The 15,027-nt window shown below is 62.1% G+C and carries 16 protein-coding genes; 5 read left to right on the top strand and 11 right to left on the bottom strand.

From position 1 onward, the window contains the following. Window positions 1-22: 22 nt before the first annotated feature. Window positions 23-1,546 (top strand): efflux transporter outer membrane subunit, encoded by a 1,524-nt coding sequence (locus HJD22_RS08790; protein WP_248730181.1) that lies wholly within the window; start codon window positions 23-25, stop codon window positions 1,544-1,546. Between the two features lie 222 nt (window positions 1,547-1,768). Here HJD22_RS08790 and HJD22_RS08785 read toward each other — a convergent pair whose 3' ends face one another. Together HJD22_RS08785 and HJD22_RS08780 are read right to left on the bottom strand one after the other, a co-directional pair. Beyond that, complete coding sequence (locus tag HJD22_RS08785; RefSeq protein ID WP_208655814.1) at window positions 1,769-2,746, bottom strand: alpha/beta fold hydrolase; 978 nt, start codon at window positions 2,744-2,746, stop codon at window positions 1,769-1,771. A 57-nt stretch (window positions 2,747-2,803) separates the two neighbouring features. Next, window positions 2,804-3,430, bottom strand: a complete 627-nt coding sequence (locus tag HJD22_RS08780) for a TetR family transcriptional regulator (protein WP_208655813.1) — start codon at window positions 3,428-3,430, stop codon at window positions 2,804-2,806. Window positions 3,431-3,592: 162 nt separating this feature from the next. Between HJD22_RS08780 and HJD22_RS08775 the strand changes: the two genes are divergently transcribed. After that, window positions 3,593-4,624, top strand: coding sequence for a succinylglutamate desuccinylase/aspartoacylase family protein (locus tag HJD22_RS08775; RefSeq protein ID WP_208655812.1), 1,032 nt, complete (start codon window positions 3,593-3,595; stop codon window positions 4,622-4,624). Window positions 4,625-4,633: 9 nt separating this feature from the next. Here HJD22_RS08775 and dusA read toward each other — a convergent pair whose 3' ends face one another. Continuing rightward, the gene (gene dusA, locus HJD22_RS08770; protein WP_248730192.1) at window positions 4,634-5,662 is read right to left on the bottom strand and encodes a tRNA dihydrouridine(20/20a) synthase DusA; all 1,029 of its coding nucleotides are present in this window, start codon (window positions 5,660-5,662) and stop codon (window positions 4,634-4,636) included. A gap of 174 nt (window positions 5,663-5,836) precedes the next feature. Next, window positions 5,837-6,565 carry a hypothetical protein gene (locus HJD22_RS08765; RefSeq protein WP_340163040.1) on the bottom strand — a complete coding sequence of 243 codons (729 nt, stop codon included), beginning with the start codon at window positions 6,563-6,565 and terminating at the stop codon, window positions 5,837-5,839. A gap of 435 nt (window positions 6,566-7,000) precedes the next feature. Between HJD22_RS08765 and HJD22_RS08760 the strand changes: the two genes are divergently transcribed. Beyond that, window positions 7,001-7,252 (top strand): type II toxin-antitoxin system RelE/ParE family toxin, encoded by a 252-nt coding sequence (locus tag HJD22_RS08760; RefSeq protein ID WP_208655810.1) that lies wholly within the window; start codon window positions 7,001-7,003, stop codon window positions 7,250-7,252. A gap of 21 nt (window positions 7,253-7,273) precedes the next feature. Next, window positions 7,274-7,645, top strand: coding sequence for a helix-turn-helix domain-containing protein (locus tag HJD22_RS08755; RefSeq protein WP_208655809.1), 372 nt, complete (start codon window positions 7,274-7,276; stop codon window positions 7,643-7,645). A gap of 77 nt (window positions 7,646-7,722) precedes the next feature. Here the strand turns inward: HJD22_RS08755 and HJD22_RS08750 are convergent, their stop codons facing one another. The 3 genes from HJD22_RS08750 to HJD22_RS08745 all read right to left on the bottom strand — a co-directional run bounded on the left by HJD22_RS08750 (window position 7,723) and on the right by HJD22_RS08745 (window position 9,302). Next, window positions 7,723-8,052 carry a phage virion morphogenesis protein gene (locus HJD22_RS08750; RefSeq protein ID WP_248730179.1) on the bottom strand — a complete coding sequence of 110 codons (330 nt, stop codon included), beginning with the start codon at window positions 8,050-8,052 and terminating at the stop codon, window positions 7,723-7,725. A 457-nt stretch (window positions 8,053-8,509) separates the two neighbouring features. Then, window positions 8,510-8,641, bottom strand: coding sequence for a hypothetical protein (locus HJD22_RS17975; RefSeq protein ID WP_283101611.1), 132 nt, complete (start codon window positions 8,639-8,641; stop codon window positions 8,510-8,512). 169 nt (window positions 8,642-8,810) lie between these two features. Beyond that, window positions 8,811-9,302 (bottom strand): ferritin-like domain-containing protein, encoded by a 492-nt coding sequence (locus HJD22_RS08745; RefSeq protein WP_208655808.1) that lies wholly within the window; start codon window positions 9,300-9,302, stop codon window positions 8,811-8,813. Window positions 9,303-9,545: 243 nt separating this feature from the next. Here HJD22_RS08745 and HJD22_RS08740 point away from each other — a divergent pair, with 243 nt between their 5' ends. Next, the gene (locus tag HJD22_RS08740) at window positions 9,546-10,187 is read left to right on the top strand and encodes a hypothetical protein (RefSeq protein WP_208655807.1); all 642 of its coding nucleotides are present in this window, start codon (window positions 9,546-9,548) and stop codon (window positions 10,185-10,187) included. A 36-nt stretch (window positions 10,188-10,223) separates the two neighbouring features. On the opposite strand, the gene HJD22_RS08735 is transcribed toward HJD22_RS08740, so the two are convergent. The 4 genes from HJD22_RS08735 to edd are packed head-to-tail and all read right to left on the bottom strand — an operon-like array spanning window position 10,224 to window position 14,894. After that, on the bottom strand, window positions 10,224-11,099 hold the full coding sequence (locus HJD22_RS08735) for an aldo/keto reductase family oxidoreductase (RefSeq protein WP_208655806.1): 876 nt from the start codon (window positions 11,097-11,099) through the stop codon (window positions 10,224-10,226). After that, window positions 11,096-12,046 (bottom strand): D-hexose-6-phosphate mutarotase, encoded by a 951-nt coding sequence (locus HJD22_RS08730; protein ID WP_208655805.1) that lies wholly within the window; start codon window positions 12,044-12,046, stop codon window positions 11,096-11,098. The genes HJD22_RS08735 and HJD22_RS08730 overlap by 4 nt, the downstream gene beginning before the upstream one ends. After that, window positions 12,043-13,008, bottom strand: coding sequence for a glucokinase (gene glk / locus HJD22_RS08725; protein ID WP_208655804.1), 966 nt, complete (start codon window positions 13,006-13,008; stop codon window positions 12,043-12,045). Before glk ends, HJD22_RS08730 begins: the two co-directional genes overlap by 4 nt. Beyond that, window positions 13,005-14,894, bottom strand: coding sequence for a phosphogluconate dehydratase (gene edd, locus HJD22_RS08720; RefSeq protein ID WP_208655803.1), 1,890 nt, complete (start codon window positions 14,892-14,894; stop codon window positions 13,005-13,007). Before edd ends, glk begins: the two co-directional genes overlap by 4 nt. Window positions 14,895-15,027: the final 133 nt, after the last annotated feature.

Below are 15,027 nucleotides of genomic sequence, written 5' to 3'. Positions count from 1 at the left end.
CCGAGGGTGTTGAATGTTATTAATGTTTAAGGACGAACATGGTGAAATGCGCAAGGGGTTGGTCACGCCGCTGCTCATTACTGCGATGTTGTCGGGCTGCGTCATGGGGCCTGAGTATCAGACACCCGACATCGCCCTGCCGGAGGCATTGCCCGAGCATGTACTGCTGACCGACGAGCAGCGCCACGACTGGAGTGACTGGTGGCGCCAGTTCGAGGACCCCCAGCTCGATGCGCTGGTCGAGCGGGCTACCAACGAAAGCCTTGAACTCAGACTTCAGCTTCAGCGTATCCAGGAGGCTCGCGCGCAGCTTGGATTGTCGCGTGCCGAGCAGTTTCCCACCGTGGCGCTTCAGGCCGAGGCCTCCCGCGAGCGCACGCCCGGTGCCATCCTGCCCGGCAATGGCGAGATGGAGCAGATCCGCGAGCTGATCGAATCGACCAACAACATGTTTTCGGTCACTGGCGTCCTGGAGTACGAAGTCGATCTCTGGGGAAGGCTTGCGCGTGAGCGTGAGGCGGCAGAAGCGATGCTCGAGGAGAGCGCCTTCGCCCACGATGCCGCGCGGATCGGCATCATTACCGATGTCGTATCCACCTACTTCGATCTGAGAAGTGCCGAGGCTCAACGCCGCATTTCCGAGAATACCCTTTCCGTGCAAGCGGAAACCTATCGTCTCGAGCAGTTGCGCTTCGATCTTGGCGCCACCGACGAGCTGGCGCTGCGTCAGGCGCAATCGGAGTTGGAAACCTCGCGTGCCGAGTTGCCGGGCCTAAGACAGCGGGTGCGCAGGCTCGAGGGGGCCCTGGCCATCTTGGTTGGCATGTCGCCGGCAGAGCTGTTCGCCGAGGTTGACTTTGGCGATTCACGGCTCGAGGAGATCGCCCTGCCAAGTGGAGTGCCGACCATGCTGCCATCCACGCTTCTGCAGCGCCGCCCGGACATTCGCGCGGCAGAGGCCGCCATGATCGCGGCCAATGCACGTATCGGTGCAGCCGAAGCGAGCCGCTTGCCCTCACTCAATCTCTCGGCCTTCCTTGGCAGCAGCGCGGCGGAAACTACCGATCTTTTCACCTCGTCGGCGGAAACTTGGGGGCTTGGCGCCTCCGTTGCCGGGCCGCTCTTTGACTTCGGGCGTTCGCGAGCGCGTATCGAGACCGCCGAGGTGCAGGCCGAGCAGGCGGATACCCAGTATCGCGTCACGGTCAATACCGCGTTCAACGAAGTGCGTGACGCCTTGGTGACCTATGACACCAGTGGCGAGCGGATCGAGGCGACACGCGAGCAGGTCGAGGCGATCCAACGCACCCATGAGCTGGCCGAGCTACGCTATCGTGAGGGGATGACGAGCTTCATCGAGGTGCTGGATGCTCAGCGCGACTTGCATTCGGCACAGCTAGGGCTGGCCGAGGCGATGCGAGACCGCCTGACAGCCACCGCCACCCTGTTCAAGGCGCTCGGTGGTGGATGGCAAGATCCCCGCGAACTGCTCATTCAGGCGCAGGAGGAGCTGGGCGATGAAGATCACTATAGGGAGGCGGAGTAGACAATGTTCCGGGCAGTAACGACGCCACCGGAAAGCCGCCCAGGTATCTTGCAGAGTGTCGATGATGAGGACCCCAGGCGTCTGGTGCCAGTGTCTACAATGTCGATCTGGTGGCATTGCTGGCACTCGATATTCCCCTAGGGCGGATCGTCGCCATCTATCGTGAAGTGTCGTTGCAGCATTTTCTGGTGGGCGGTCACTGGGAGCTGAAGCACAAAAACGTCATCGGCTTCGCCCTCGCCAACGGCGCCACAAAAGGCTCCACCAGTGCTGCAGCGCTCTCCATCCTTTCCGCCAGCCCATATTCCAGCCCTCGCTCCGGGCCACCTGCAGCGGGGGGCTGCCTGCAGCGCTCGAGGTACGAGAGGGTCGCTCGATGAACGCTTTCAATGGCGTCACCTGGCTGGGTCGGTCGAGCATGGGAGCATGGCCACAGTTGGGTATCGTCAGACACTCAAGCTCCGGCTGGACATCGCGCATCCGCGGTAGCGTCTCGGCATCGAGAAGGGGAGAGTGCTCGCCGCGGATTACCATGAGTGGGCAGCGTATGCGTGCCCAGTCTTCCCAGGTGTCTCGCGGGGTGTCATGCACGAACTGCTCGGTAATACGTGGATCGTAGTGGTAGGTCCAACTGCCGTCTGGCAGGCGGCGGGTACTGCCTAACGCCAGGCGTTGCCAGGCGGATTCGCTATCGATGCCGAAACCCTGATAGTGCTGCTTGAGGTCAGTCATCAACTCGTTGAACGAGGTGAAGCGGTGCGGGAAGGCAAACCGACTGCCCAAGGCCCTGAGTCCGTCAGGATTCAACTCCGGTCCCACATCGTTGAGCACCAGGCGCTCGATTCGACTGCCATGTGTTTCATCGGCCGCCAGCAACATGCCAAGCAACCCGCCCATCGAGGTGCCCACCCAGATCACGCGCGGCAGGCCGAAATGATCGAGCAACCCGACGGCAATCTGCATGTAGTGTTCGTAGAGATAGTCATGAGCAGGAAACATCGACCAGCTCGATAGCCCACGCCCCGGCGTATCGGGGGCCAGAATGCGCCAATTGGGGCCTAGTTCGCGGGCCAGATCGGCGAAGTCGCCGCCGTGACGGGCAAGACCGTGCCAGGCGACCAGGGTTTTCGTTGCCTCGGGGTGCCAGATGCGCACCGCCACTTCCAATTCTCGAATACGCACCAGCTTCAGTGCATCCATAGCGCTCTCCCTGTGATCTCTCATAGGAAGTGTAGTCACTTATGCTGCACTGCGGCATCACTCTTGGGCTGGCGAATGTCGCATCAGGCTGAATAGGGCATCGATCAGCTCCCCGCCCTTCTGGCGGAGCGAATACTGCTCGGGATTGCGCAGCCAGTCGTGCAGCAATCCGCCAAACGTTGCCTGCAGGAGCCTGGCGGCCGTCTCGGGGTCCAGATCGGCCCTCAGCAAGCCGCACTCGTACGCCGTCTGGAAGTGGCGGCACATCTCGGTGTGGCACTCCTTGGCAAGACGCTCCTGCATCTCCAGAGGATTGATATCGCTGAAGAATTCGCAACGATGCACAAGGATCGAAAGGATGCGTTGGTGGCGGGGACGCTCCAGGCGGATGAAGCTGTGATGGCAAGCGAGCCGGAGGGTCTCCAGGGGAGAGACATCCTCGGCATTGCCACTCACCTCCGCCACCAGCTCCTCGAAGGGCATGCGTACCTGCTCGATAAGTGCCATGAACAGGTCGGCCTTGTTCTTGAAGTGCCAGTAAACGGCGCCGCGAGTCACTCCGGCATGACGGGCGATCTGCTCAAGGGAGGTACGAGCTACGCCGTTGTCGTGAAAGACCTCTTCGGCGGCATCAAGCAACGATTCGCGGGTGGCTTCGGCTTCGGCTTTGGTTCTTCTGGCCATGGGTGTCTCGAGTAGCGGCACAAACTGATAGCATTATACCGCAACATCTCCATACTTACATTCATGATTGTATGATTGAGGACATGCCAGTGCATTCGCCATGGATACTCAGGCACGGTATAAGGGGGCCGTTAATACAATTTCATGGTCTGGTAATTACCGATGCCCCGCTCTTCCTTTGAACTCGCCAATATAAGCGTACCACCAGGCACCCGACGGCAGATCGACGTTCCCGTGGCCAAGCTCTATACCCATGCGCCTCTGCATATTCCGGTAGAGATCGTGCATGGGCGCCAAGCGGGGCCGGTGCTGCTGGTGTGTGGCGCGATTCATGGCGACGAGATCAATGGCCCCGAGATCGTACGCCGCCTGTTGCGCTCAAAGGCCATTGCACGATTGCATGGCACCCTGATCGCGGTACCCATCGTCAACGTCTTCGGCTTCGTCCAGCATAGCCGCTACCTGCCGGATCGCCGCGATCTCAATCGCTGCTTCCCAGGCAGCGAGCAGGGCTCGCTGGGCTCGCGGGTGGCGGCGCTGTTTCGCGAACAGATCGTCGATCAGGCCACGCATATCATCGACCTGCACACCGGGGCGATTCATCGCACCAATCTGCCGCAGATCCGCGCTCAGCTGAAGAGTCATGCGGAAACGGCGGCCATGGCCAATGCCTTTGGTGCGCCAGTCATCCTCAATGCCGAGCTACGCGAGGGGAGCCTGCGTCACTATGCTCAGAGTCGTGGGGTGCCGGTGCTCACCTACGAGGCGGGCGAGGCACTGCGCTTCGATGAGTGGGCGATCGCCCCTGGGGTACGTGGCGTGCTGCGGGTGATGCGGCGCATTGGCATGCTGGCCGGCGAAAGGCGGCGCAGCACACCGCGCCCTGCCGAGGTGGCCAATGGCTCCAGTTGGGCGCGTGCCCCCATCGATGGCATTCTTCGGCCCAAGGTAAGGTTGGGGGCCAGTGTCACCAAAGGCCAGGTGCTCGGCCTGGTCGCTGACCCCTTCGGTAATGTGGAGGGGGAGGTGCGCGCCAATGCCGATGGCATCGTGATCGGCATGAGCAACCTGCCGCTGGCCAACGAGGGCGAGGCGCTGTTCCACGTTGCCCGCTTTGACGCCATCGAGGAGGCCGAAAATGCCGTGGAGACGTTCCAGTCGGATTACACTCCGGTACCCGATGCGCTGATATGATGACCGCGTTTAGCTGTTCTGAGACGCACGCATAGGCGACGCCGCGCGTTCCGGTACCATGCCCAGGGCATCGTCGAACACGGCAAGCCCCGCGCCGTCGCAATGCGCATTCTCCGAGAGATGACGGCGGAAGCGCCGTCCGCCAGGGCAGCCCTGGAACAAGCCGAGTACGTGGCGGGTAATGTGGTTGAGCTTCGCTCCCTCTTCTAGCCGTCTGGCGATGTGGGGACGAAATGCCTGTGCCGCGGCATGACGGCTGTGGGCCGGCCCCGGCTCGCCGTAGAGCGCCTCGTCGACCTGAGCCAGCAGCCAGGGGTTCTGATATGCCTCGCGGCCGACCATCACGCTATCGACATGGACAAGCTGAGCGCGGCACTCTTCCAGCGTCTTGATACCGCCATTGATGCCGATATGTAATTCCGGCCGGCTGGCCTTGAGTCGATGTACGCGGGGGTAGTTTAACGGCGGCACATCTCGGTTCTCCTTGGGAGAGAGGCCCTGCAGCCAAGCCTTGCGGGCATGCACGATGAACGTCTCGCAGCCGGCATCGGCGACCAGGGAAATGAAGCGTTCGAGATCGGCGTCTTCGTCCTGCTCGTCGATGCCGATGCGGCACTTGACCGTCACCGGGATCGATACCGCGTTGCGCATGACGCGTACCGCGGCAGCAACTTTCTCGGGGTAGCCCATCAGGCAGGCGCCAATAAGGTTGTTCTGTACCCTGTCGCTTGGGCAGCCGACGTTCAGATTGACCTCATCATAGCCCCACGCCTCGGCGATGGCCGCGCATTCGGCCAGCTCGCTAGGGTCGCTTCCACCTAATTGCAGGGCCAACGGATGCTCGATATCGTCATGGCCCAGAAAGCGCTCGCGAGGCGAGCCGTGCAGGATCGCGCCGGTGGTCACCATTTCAGTATAGAGCAGTGCCTGGCGCGTCAGCGTGCGGGCGAAGACGCGATAGTCGCGGGTGGTCCACTCCATCATCGGCGCGACGGAGAACGTTCTATTCAGTGCGGGGCGCACCGTGCCAGTATTCATGCGGGCTGTGGTAGTTGCCTTATCATTCATAACTGTTCATGTTTACAGTATTAGGCGCCGGTTTTACACGATGCCTTGTCATAATTTTGGCACTCCGCGCCGCTGGAATTTGTCACATTGGGGGAGCGAACGTTGGCGACGATAGTTAAGCGGCCGCGAAAGGGCGGCAGTTTCTCATACCTGGCGAGGATCCGCATCGCTCGCCGTGGACAACCAGACTTCACAGAGTCGCGAACGTTCCCCAAGAAGGCCATGGCCGAGGAGTGGGCCAAGCGCCGTGAGCTCGAGCTGATGCAACCGGGCGGCATCCTGACGGCTAAATGGCGCGGCGTGACCATGAGCGATGCCTTCGAGCGCTACCTGCACGAGTTCGCCCAGGACGCTGGCCGCAGCAAGCGAGCGACCATCTTGCAGCTGCAGCGCTTTCCGATCGCGCGCGTGCTGATTACAGAGCTGTCCAGCGAGCAAATCATTGAGCACGCCGTGATGCGCAGGAACAGCGGTATCAAGCCTTCTACTATCAACCAAGATATCGTTTGGCTCGGGATCATCCTCAAAACAGCAGCCGCCGCCTGGAAGATGCCAGTGAACCTTCTGGTACTTGTCCAGGTCGAGCTTGAACCAGAAGGTCTGGCTGCGGTACACGAAGGAAAACTCGCGGCGCTCGCTCTTCTCGTAGATCAGCAGGGCTTTTTCGTTTGCGCTAGGCGCGATCAGCAGCGCGCCGTTGTAACGGTACTCCTCGAGGTGCTTCTCGGTCAGCTCGCCGCGCTGATGCAGGTCGTTCCAGTCACACCCCTCGCTGGGCTGGGCCGCCTCGCATTCCCATCCGGCGGCACGCGCCCGGCGGATATGCTTGAGCGTCCACTCCTGGCCGGCCTTGCCGGTATCCAGCGCCCACACCAGTGTCGGCCGGGCTGGTCCGGCACGCTTGCAGGCCTCGATCAGCTGTTCGAGCGCCTGCTCTGGGTAGTTGGCTGCAGCTCATCGGCGTGGCGGCGGCGAGCTTCACCGCCGGCGGGCACCACCACATGCCCTTGTAGCTGCCGCGGAAGTTCGCCTTTTGCTTGCCGAAGCGGGCCGGCTTGTCGATAGCCGGCATGGCGGCAGCGGGCAGGGTGGCCGCGCCGATAGCGATGCCGGCCCCGGCCCGGCTCACGCGCTTGGCGGGCGCGAGTGTGGATGACGAGACTTACACCGAGCTCAGGTGTGTCTCCAGCGTATCAGTCAAATGGGCGAGTGTGCGGCGCAGGGTGAGTTGGGAGTCAAGGGACGGCATGGGTTAGCTTTCAGCTAAAATTATTTGCGCGATTTTAGCTTTAAGCTATAATTGGGGCAATGAAAACGATCTCGTACAGCAGAGATGCCTTGAAGGTCTTGAAGCGCATGCCGCGCCCGGACGCGCAGCGCATCCGGCGTAAGATCACGGCTTATGCCGAAGATCCGGTGGCCCAGCGCAACAATGTCAAGGCGCTGGTTGGCAGCGAGTATATCCGGCTGCGGGTCGGGGACTGGCGGGTGATCATGGACGATCAGGGCACGGTGTTGTTGGTGCTCAAGATCGGCGCCCGCGGCGACATCTATCGTTGACGAATCACGAGGAAGCAGACCATGGGTACACCACAATTCATCCAAACGCCAGCCGGCGAGCGCCTGGTGGTGCTGAGCGAGCAGGACTACGCCACGCTGCTCGAGCAGGCGGAAGACTATCACGACATTCAGGCGGCGAATGAGGCCCGGGCGCGCATCGACGCGGGCGAGGAGTCCTTTCCTTCCCGCGTCGTCGATGCGTTGCTCGATGACGTGGCGCCGGTGCGGGTGTTCCGCGAATATCGGGGGCTGCGTGCGGGCGAGCTGGCCGAGAAGGTGGGCATCAGCCAGGGCTATCTGTCGGAGATCGAGTCAGGCAAGAAGACCGGCTCGCTGAGCGTGCTGAAGCGGATCGCCGAGGTATTGGGCGTGGATCTGAACGATCTGACCTGACAGAACCGGCACTGTATGTAGGGGGGACAGTGTGAGCGCCCTATCGCGATTGCGGTAGGGCGCTTTTCATTGGTGGCTCAATGGCCAGGGCGGGTCAGGTGATCGATCAGTAGGTCACGAATGCGCGTGCGGTCCTGCTCGGTGAAGCCGAGCAGTTCGCGCTGAGGGTATTCAATGGTTGGGCCATCTCGCTTGATACGGTCGCGCTTGCCGAACATGGCGCGGCGGCGAATGCTGCCCTGGCGAGCCCGCCATTGCTGAGGCTTGCGGGGAACGTAGGGTGTGCCGTCGGGGTTGGTCTGGCCCCGGATGCGCTCGCGTTGACTGCGCCGCAGTCCCGCGCAATGGAGCGGGCCAGTGCCCGGCGCTCCTTGGCTTCGAGCTTGGCGAGTAGCGGGGCCACCCACTCTTCCAGGGCCTTCAGGTCATCCGCCATTGCTGGCTTCCTCGCCCCATTCGGCCACCAAGGTATAGTCGCTATCTACCTCAGTATCGCGGATCAGCAGCTGCCAGTGTGGCACCGGGCAGGTGTCGTTTTCGAACCGCGGTAGGGCGCGGGGCGCGCCATTGTACGCAACAAGAGAGACGCCGCCCGCGGCAAGTGGTTCAGTAGCCAGACGGAAAGGTGAGATTATTTGTCCTACTGAAATTGTCGGTTATCACGTACGTTAAAAATTAACCTGGGTTAGTTTCAAGCGATGATCGAATTGGCATCCTGACATCACAGCAAGGAGCACTACTCAAGGAAGGTCGGGCACGGATTGCTCGAAAAGCACATGGATGCACGGACAGGATGTCTCGTGAAGCGCATGACACGGACGCAGAACTCGGAAAAGCCCCACCTGTGAAGGTCGGGCTTTTTTGTTATCGGTTGGCGCTGGTGTAGAGATAGGCAGCGAAGGCATCCATTGCGGCGCGCTGCAGCTGTGCCTGTCGTGCCCAGAACTCCAGCACCTCTGTATCATAGGGCTGTTGCTTCAACGGTAGGTTTTGCATGATGAGCCTCCAGGGCGGTGTACTCACTCACCATAGGCTCATTCTTGCTGCGTCGCAGCATAATTTACTCAAGCTTTCCGATAGTCGCTTACTATAAGCAAGAAAAACCCCAACCTGTCATGAGGTTGGGGTTTTCCGGCCGATGCTTGGGCGAGTCAGTGATCCGCGATCATCCCGCTTTCTTGTTCACGCTGCTCTTGGCCAGCGTAGTGAGCTTCTCATCGGTGGACTTCTCCTCCTTGAGCGTTTCGGCCAGGATATTTTTCGCCTCGGTATAGCCCAGCTGGTCGGCCATGGCGCATAGGGTGCCATAGGCGGCGATTTCATAATGCTCGGCCTTTTGCATTGCGCCGATCAGCGCCGCATCCAGCAGGGGGCCCTTTTCGCAGGCATCGATCAGCTCCTGCGCTTCTTCGATCAGGCTCTCCATGCTGTAGTTCTTGATGCGCTTGATACGAATGTCTGGCACGGTATCGGCAGCCTGCTCAAGACGTTCGACCTGAGTACGCGTCTCTTCGAGGTGGTGCTTGATCGCCTCGACCAGTTGAGGGTCGCCTGCGGCGCGGGCCATTTTCGGCAGCGCGCGGGTCATCTGCTTCTCGGCACTATTGGCTTCGGACAGCAGGCGAGTGAAGAGTTCAGTAGCGTCTTTGATCATCATGTTTTGCTCCATGAAGATGATGGGGATTCCGTTCGCAAGGTAATGCGTCGATTTCAAGCTAGCTGGAAATCGAGCAGTCGCAAGTGCGGTGTGTTGCGACCACGTTAAAACTTGCTAATCGATCGAGGCGGCTGCGTAGAGGGAATTTGCCTTATTGGTGAGCAAGGGGTTGATATTGGGTGTCTATAAGCGAAGGTTAGAAGATGAAGTGGTTGCCGATTGGTTGAAGGCTAGGGGTCGTAGATGATGGCAGCGAATGGGTATCGCAGGCTCGTGCTGGTCTTGCTGGCAGTAACAGCGCTGCATGGGTGTGGTAACGAGGGCAATGGCGGCGGTGCCGAATCCGTCGATGAGCGACCGTCGGCGGAAGTCGCGCCGGACGTGCAATCCGAACAGTCAGCAGCACCGGACGAGCAGGTAGGGCAGAGAGCGCTCAGTGAAGAGCCCATTGAAGAGCAGAGTGCGGCGCCGGCTTCCCATGTGGAGACGATGGCTGAGCCTGTGGAGATCGAAGTGGAGGCCGGTCTCGATAGCCGTCGCCAGATGGTGATCCGTGGGTATAGCAACCTGCCGGAGGCGACGCAGCTGCGAGTCGTGGTCGAGCGCGAGACCAGCCGTGTGCGCTGGCAATCGCGCGTCAACGTAAGCGACGGCACTTTTGAAGCGGGACCATTCGGCCCGGGCAGTGGCCTGCCGGATGGCAACTACTTGATCGAGGTGCACATGCCGCCGGCCAATGTGCAGCCCATGGCCGTGCGCGAGGTGATTGGCGAGCGCGGCGAGCATCTCTCGGGCCCCCTGGTCAGGGAGACCCGCCATGGGCTGGGCAATGAAGTGACCTACCGTACCGAGCATTTCCTGGGCGAGAGGCCTCGCGTCCGCTGACACCCGGTTGAACGAGCGCTAAGGGCGAGCCGACACCTAGGCGACACGCTCGCTACGTGCCTCTTCCAGCAGAGCAAACCAAGTGGGGCGATCCAGGGCGAGCCCGGCCCCACCGAGCAGCTCATCGATACGCTCCTCCTTGAGAGTACTGACAATCGGTACCGGTTTGCCCGGTAGCCCGCGCAGCCAGGCCAGGGCCAGGCCAGCCGAACTGGTGCCGAACTGTGGTGCCAGGTTCGACAGGCTTTCGCCCAGCACATCCTCGAACACGATTCCTCCACCCAGCGGCGACCAGGCCATGGGCTTGAGACCGTCACGAATCATCGCATCGTAGAGCCCATCGAAGAGCGGCTCGGGGTGGGCCAGCGACAGCTGCAGCTGGTGGCTGGAGAGGCGGTAGTGCATGCATGCCTGTAATCTCCGCCACTGTTCGGGCAGGAAGTTGGCAACCCCTACCGCGCCTATCTTGCCCGAGTCGATGGCATCGTCGAGCGCCCTGGCGGTGGCTTCGGCCTCCATGAGCGGATCGTGACGCTGCAGCAGGAAGTGATCGAGGCGTTCGACGCCCAGCCGGGCGAGTGCGGAGTCGATGGCCTGGGTGATATAGGCCGCCGAGCTGTTGTAGTGCTTGATGGCGAATCGTGAAGTATCACGGGCCGGCGTGACGATGCCGGCCTTGGTGACGATACGCACGCGGCTGGCGAGTCCCGGTCGCACCCGCAGTGCCTCGCCGAACAGTGTCTCGCCGAGGCGGTCCCCATAGATGTCGGCATGATCGAACCAGCAGAGCCCCTGATCGAGGCGTGCCTCTATCCAATCGGCGAGCCGCTCGGGAGTGCGCAGGCTGTCGCTCTCATGCAGACGCATCATGCCCAGCATGAAGGGGGCATCCAGCAGTGCGGGCTCGCTCATGATATCGGCTCCCTCGTCAGGGTGGTGCCGAGCAGGTGCTGGGCGCCGGGGACCAGCCAGACCGGGTCGAGGCGGGTACAGGCCGCCTCGATGCACAGAAAATGCCGGCTCGCCTCGCGAGAAGTGTCGGGCGGTAAGTCATCCCCGGGATGCCAGACCACGGTGGAGTCGCTGCCCTGCTTGGCGATGCGCAGGCGCCGCTGACCATCGTCGAGCACGGTGGCGCGATTGGATTCATAGATGCGGTCCAGTGCGCCGCGCACCCCCAGTTCGCCTTGCTGCTGGGTGTCGGCAAAATCCCTGAGCTTATCGAGATAGCGCGCGCCGGCAAGCCCTTCGACCCGACAGGCATGGGCGTCGGCCACGCTCAGGTAGCTGTGCAAAGCCGCGGTGAACTTGACCGGCGTCTCGCCGACATGTTCGGTGATCAGCTCGACATGCAGCCGCTGGGCATTGGCCTGGACCACCGCACGGGGAATCAGTTGTGAATGCAAGCGGGCGGTGGGGGAGAGGTGCACTTCAATGCCCTCCTCATGCTCATCCACCGCATCTAGCTGCCAATCGGCCTTGCGCGCCGGGCCATGCATCGGCCCTGAACGATCCGGCGACTCATCGGCGGTATGCTCGTCGGCGAACCACGGCCAGCACAGCGGTATGCCGCCGCGAATCGCCCCAGGCGGCGCTTGTGGTGTGGGCGTGACCCACAGCCAGCCCCCCGCCACAAGGCTGTCGTCCTGCGTAGATTCGAAGGTCTCGGACGCGGGTGGAGCGCCTGCGGCTTGCGTGGCCTCGGGCGCAGGTAGAAAGTGCAGTACCTGTGCGCCCTGAAGTGATATCGCCAGTTCCCCCCAGGGCGCATTGGCCAGCCATACGTCGCGTTCGGCCCAACGCGCAAAGCGCTGGCCCTGGGTCTCGTCGAGTAGTGCTCGTAAAGATGCCGGTATCACGCTACCTCCTCATTGTGCAGGGCCTCGGCCGCCCCCAGCAGGCCAGTCCACGGCGCGGTGACCACCCAGGTGGGAATGTCCGCAGTGTAATCACTCATGCGTCCCTTGTCGGCAAACGCATCGCGAAAACGGCTTTGCGGCATCCATTCGAGCAGGCGCGGCAGAATGCCGCCGCAGAGATAGACACCGCCCTGCGCGCCCAGGGTGAGTGCCGCATCGCCACTCACGTCGCCGAGAATCTTCAGGAAGCGTTGCACGGTATCCACGGCGATGTCATCGCCCTCGTTCGCCGCGTCGGTCACTTCTGCCGGCGTGGTGTAGCGTGGCTTGGCCCCCTTGAGCGAGCAGTGGGCGCCGTAGAGATCGAGCAGACCCTGGCCGCACAGGATGCGTTCCACCGACACCCGGCCATAGCGATTGCGGAAGTAGCGCAGCAGGTTTGCCTCGCGCTCGTCGGTAGGGGCGAAGGTGACATGACCGCCCTCGGTGGGTAGCGGGATCCAGCCGTGCTGCCCTGGAAAGACGCCAGCCACGCCGAGTCCCGTGCCCGGGCCGATCACCAGTTTGACGGCACTCTCGATCGCCTGGCCGCCGCCAATGGCATGTAGCTCCTCGGGCCTGACATGGGGTACCCCTAGCGCCTGGGCGGTGAAGTCGTTGATCACCTTCAGGCTCGTCAGACCCAGCTCATCCTTTACGGCACGCTTGGAGAAGGACCAGTGGTTGTTGGTCAGGCGCACCAGGTCGGCATGCACGGGGCAGGCAAAGGCCAGGCAGGCCTGGGTCAGGCTCTCCTCGCCCAAGTCGACTCGGGCAAGATAGTCGCGTATCGCTGCACTCAGTGTCGGGTAGTCGGCGCAGGACAGGCGCAGGATCTCTCGAGGCTCGAGATTGCCTCTCTCCACCAGCGCGAAACGCGCATTGGTACCGCCGATGTCGCCGACAAGCGCCGGATCGCTCATTGATCCTCCTGCTCGATCTTCTCGAGCTCACGCGACAGGTCGTCATTCTCGAAGCCGCCGAAGACTCCGGCTCCCTCCTCGGCACCCATGGCCAGCTGGCGGAAGCCGCCGAACAGTTCGCGACCCATGCCGTAATGATAACGCTCCAGGTTGGGATCCACCGTCTTGCGCCCCGCCAGCTCACGGGCCTCGACCAGCACGTTGAGCTCGCCAGTTTCGGCATCGAGACGCACCACGTCACCATCCTCCAGCTTGGCGATCGGCCCGCCATCGACCGCTTCCGGCGTCAGGTGGATGGCCGCCGGCACCTTGCCCGACGCGCCGGACATGCGCCCATCGGTCACCAGCGCCACCTTGTGACCACGATCCTGCAGCACGCCAAGGAAGGGGGTGAGCTTGTGCAGCTCCGGCATGCCATTGGCCTTGGGGCCCTGGAAACGTACCACCACGATCACGTCGCGATTGAGATCGCCCGATTCGAAGGCCGCCTTGACCTGGTTCTGGTCATTGAAAATACGCACCGGCGCCTCGACGATGCGGTGCGCCTGCTTGACCGCTGAGATCTTGATCACGCCGCGGCCGAGATTGCCATGCAATACGGTCAGCCCGCCGGTGGCGGCGAAGGGGTTGGAGACCGGGCGCAGGATCTCGCTGTCGAGGCTTTCGGTGGGCCCTTCACGCCACACCAGTTTGTCGTCCTCGAGGAAGGGCTCCTGGGTGTAGGCATGCAGATCGGTGCCGAACACCGTGGGAATGTCGCCATGCAGCAGTCCGGCCTTGAGCAGCTCGCGTATCAGCAGGCTCATGCCGCCAGCGGCCTGGAAGTGGTTGATATCGGCACTACCGTTGGGGTAGATGCGCGTCAGGCTTGGCACCACCGCCGAGAGTTCGGTGAAGTCGTCCCAGTTGATGGTCACGCCGGCGGCGGCGGCCATGGCCACCAGATGCAGGGTGTGGTTGGTGGAGCCGCCCGAGGCGAGCAGGCCGACCATGGCGTTGACGATCGCCCTCTCGTCGATCTGCTTGTAGAAGGGGCGATACTCGCCACCCTGCTCGGTGTTTCGGATCGCCTGCTCGGTGGCGTAACGGGTCAGTGCGTCGCGCAGGGGAGTGCCGGGGTTGATGAAGGAGGCACCGGGCAGATGTAGCCCCATCATCTCCATCATCAGCTGGTTGGAGTTGGCGGTGCCGTAGAAGGTACAGGTGCCCGGGCTGTGGTAGGACTGCGACTCGGCTTCGAGCAGCTCCTCGCGCCCGACCTTGCCTTCGGCAAAGAGCTGGCGAATGCGCGCCTTCTCATTGTTGGGCAGGCCGCTGGGCATCGGGCCGCCGGGAATGAACACCGCCGGCAGATGGCCGAAGCGCGCCGCCCCGATGAACAGGCCAGGCACGATCTTGTCGCAGATACCCAGATAGAGGGCGCCATCGAACATGTTGTGCGACAGTGCCACGGCGGTGGCCATGGCGATCACGTCGCGGGAGAAGAGCGACAGCTCCATGCCCGGCATGCCCTGGGTCACGCCGTCGCACATGGCCGGCACACCGCCAGCGAACTGCGCAGTACTTCCCATTGCACGCGCCGCTTCCTTGATGATGGCCGGGAAGCCTTCGAAGGGGCGGTGTGCGGAGAGCATGTCGTTATATGACGAAACTATGCCCAGGTTGGCACTGTTCATCAGTTTCAGCCGGCCCTTGTCTTCGCCGTTGTCGCAACCCGCGAAACCGTGCGCCAAATTGCCACAGGAGAGCTCGCCGCGGTGCACACCCTGACGGTGCTGCTCCTCCATGTGGCCTTCGTACAGGCTGCGGCGCAGGTGAGAGCGCTCACGAATGCGCTCGGTTACCCGGCGTACGCTGTCATTGAGAGGAAAATGTTCGGTAGCCATGGAAGACCTCGCTAGCTATGGTGAGTGGCAGTTTGGTAACGTTAGCAAAAACTTGGGTGCCTCATCATGTTTTCGATAGGCTTATTCTCTTCACAGGAATATTTCCAAGGGCTGGGCACACGCTGTCTATCCT

Origin of the sequence: Halomonas sp. TA22, from assembly GCF_013009075.1 — a bacterium.
Classification (GTDB): domain Bacteria; phylum Pseudomonadota; class Gammaproteobacteria; order Pseudomonadales; family Halomonadaceae; genus TA22.
The sequence above is the reverse complement of the archived record's forward strand: the minus strand, read 5'-3'. Positions and strand labels throughout refer to the sequence as shown.

Excerpts from the sequence above, each read along its gene's own strand:
- HJD22_RS08790 (WP_248730181.1), top strand. The coding sequence starts at position 23 with ATGTTTAAGGACGAACATGGTGAAATGCGCAAGGGGTTGGTCACGCCG.
- HJD22_RS08785 (WP_208655814.1), bottom strand. The coding sequence starts at position 2,746 with ATGGATGCACTGAAGCTGGTGCGTATTCGAGAATTGGAAGTGGCGGTG.
- HJD22_RS08780 (WP_208655813.1), bottom strand. The coding sequence starts at position 3,430 with ATGGCCAGAAGAACCAAAGCCGAAGCCGAAGCCACCCGCGAATCGTTG.
- HJD22_RS08775 (WP_208655812.1), top strand. The coding sequence starts at position 3,593 with ATGCCCCGCTCTTCCTTTGAACTCGCCAATATAAGCGTACCACCAGGC.
- dusA (WP_248730192.1), bottom strand. The coding sequence starts at position 5,662 with ATGAATACTGGCACGGTGCGCCCCGCACTGAATAGAACGTTCTCCGTC.
- HJD22_RS08760 (WP_208655810.1), top strand. The coding sequence starts at position 7,001 with ATGAAAACGATCTCGTACAGCAGAGATGCCTTGAAGGTCTTGAAGCGC.
- HJD22_RS08755 (WP_208655809.1), top strand. The coding sequence starts at position 7,274 with ATGGGTACACCACAATTCATCCAAACGCCAGCCGGCGAGCGCCTGGTG.
- HJD22_RS17975 (WP_283101611.1), bottom strand. The coding sequence starts at position 8,641 with ATGCAAAACCTACCGTTGAAGCAACAGCCCTATGATACAGAGGTGCTG.
- HJD22_RS08745 (WP_208655808.1), bottom strand. The coding sequence starts at position 9,302 with ATGATGATCAAAGACGCTACTGAACTCTTCACTCGCCTGCTGTCCGAA.
- HJD22_RS08740 (WP_208655807.1), top strand. The coding sequence starts at position 9,546 with ATGATGGCAGCGAATGGGTATCGCAGGCTCGTGCTGGTCTTGCTGGCA.
- HJD22_RS08735 (WP_208655806.1), bottom strand. The coding sequence starts at position 11,099 with ATGAGCGAGCCCGCACTGCTGGATGCCCCCTTCATGCTGGGCATGATG.
- glk (WP_208655804.1), bottom strand. The coding sequence starts at position 13,008 with ATGAGCGATCCGGCGCTTGTCGGCGACATCGGCGGTACCAATGCGCGT.
- edd (WP_208655803.1), bottom strand. The coding sequence starts at position 14,894 with ATGGCTACCGAACATTTTCCTCTCAATGACAGCGTACGCCGGGTAACC.